Raw genomic sequence first — 1,138 nt, 5'->3', positions numbered from 1 at the left:
TAGATGCCTGCACCACACCCACCGGAGTTCCGTCGTCGGGCGATCGATCTGGCACGTCAACCGGGCGCGTCGGTCGCCCAGGTCGCGAAGGACCTGGGGATCAGCGAGTCCGGGCTGCGGCGCTGGATGAGTCAGGACGACATCGACGCCGGCCGCAAGGAAGGGCTCTCGAGCGACGAGCGGGCCGAGTTGGTCCGGCTGCGCCGCGAGCTGCGCGTGAAGGAGATGGAGATCGAGATCCTCAAGCGCGCCAGTGCCTACTTCGCCCGGGAGAACGTGCTCCCAAAATAGGGTTCCGGCTCGTCCAGGAGCTCGCCGCCGACGGTGTCCCCGTCGCGGTGACGTGCCGGGTCCTGCAGGTCTCGAGGTCGGGGTTCTACGAGTGGTCGACTCGTGGCCCTTCGGCGCGTGACATCGATGATGCGCGTCTGCTCGACACGATCATCACGATCCACGCCGACTCACGGCAGACCTACGGGGTGCGCCGGGTCCACGCCGAGCTCCGGCTCGGGCTCGGGATCCGGGTAGGGCGGCAGCGGGTCGAGCGTCTGATGCGGTTGCACCGGGTCCAGGGCGTGCACCGCAGACGCTGGCGTGGATCACCCAGGCGGGATCCAGCAGTGTTCGAGGACCTGGTCCAGCGCCGGTTCGTCGCTGATGCCCCGGACCGGCTGTGGGTCACCGACATCACCCAGCACCGCACCGGTGACGGCTGGGTGTACGCGGCCGCGGTCATCGACGTGCACACCCGCCGGTGCGTGGGCTGGTCGATCGCCGACCACCTGCGCACCGAGCTGGTCGTCGACGCCCTGGACATGGCTCGCTGGCGACGCAACCCGGCCGGCACCGTGGTCCACTCCGACCGCGGCACGCAATACACCAGCTGGCTGTTCGGGCAGCGGCTGCGCGAGGCCGGCCTGATGGGATCGATGGGCAAAGTCGCCTGTGCCTACGACAACTCCATGATGGAGTCGTTCTTCGGGTCGCTGCAGATCGAGCTCCTCGACCGCCGCCACTGGGCGACTCGCGCTGAGCTGGCCAACGCGATCTTCGAGTGGATCGAGGGCTGGTACAACCCCCGCCGACGGCACTCGGCCCTGGGCTACCTCAGCCCCATCGAGTTCGAGAACCTTCACAC

1 protein-coding gene is annotated in these 1,138 nt (G+C 68.5%); it reads left to right on the top strand.

The annotated features are described in order from the left end of the window. Positions 1 to 3 precede the first annotated feature (3 nt). Positions 4 to 1,138, top strand: a protein-coding gene (locus tag ABD875_RS22565) for an IS3 family transposase (protein WP_345182607.1) whose coding sequence is annotated in 2 segments (ribosomal slippage) — positions 4 to 256 and positions 256 to 1,138 — 1,136 coding nt annotated over the 2 segments. Because the reading frame shifts where the segments join, the coding sequence is not laid out codon by codon here. This gene is flagged as partial in the annotation.

Origin of the sequence: Nocardioides caricicola (assembly GCF_039541135.1) — a bacterium.
Taxonomy (GTDB): domain Bacteria; phylum Actinomycetota; class Actinomycetes; order Propionibacteriales; family Nocardioidaceae; genus Nocardioides; species Nocardioides caricicola.
The sequence above is the reverse complement of the archived record's forward strand: the minus strand, read 5'-3'. Positions and strand labels throughout refer to the sequence as shown.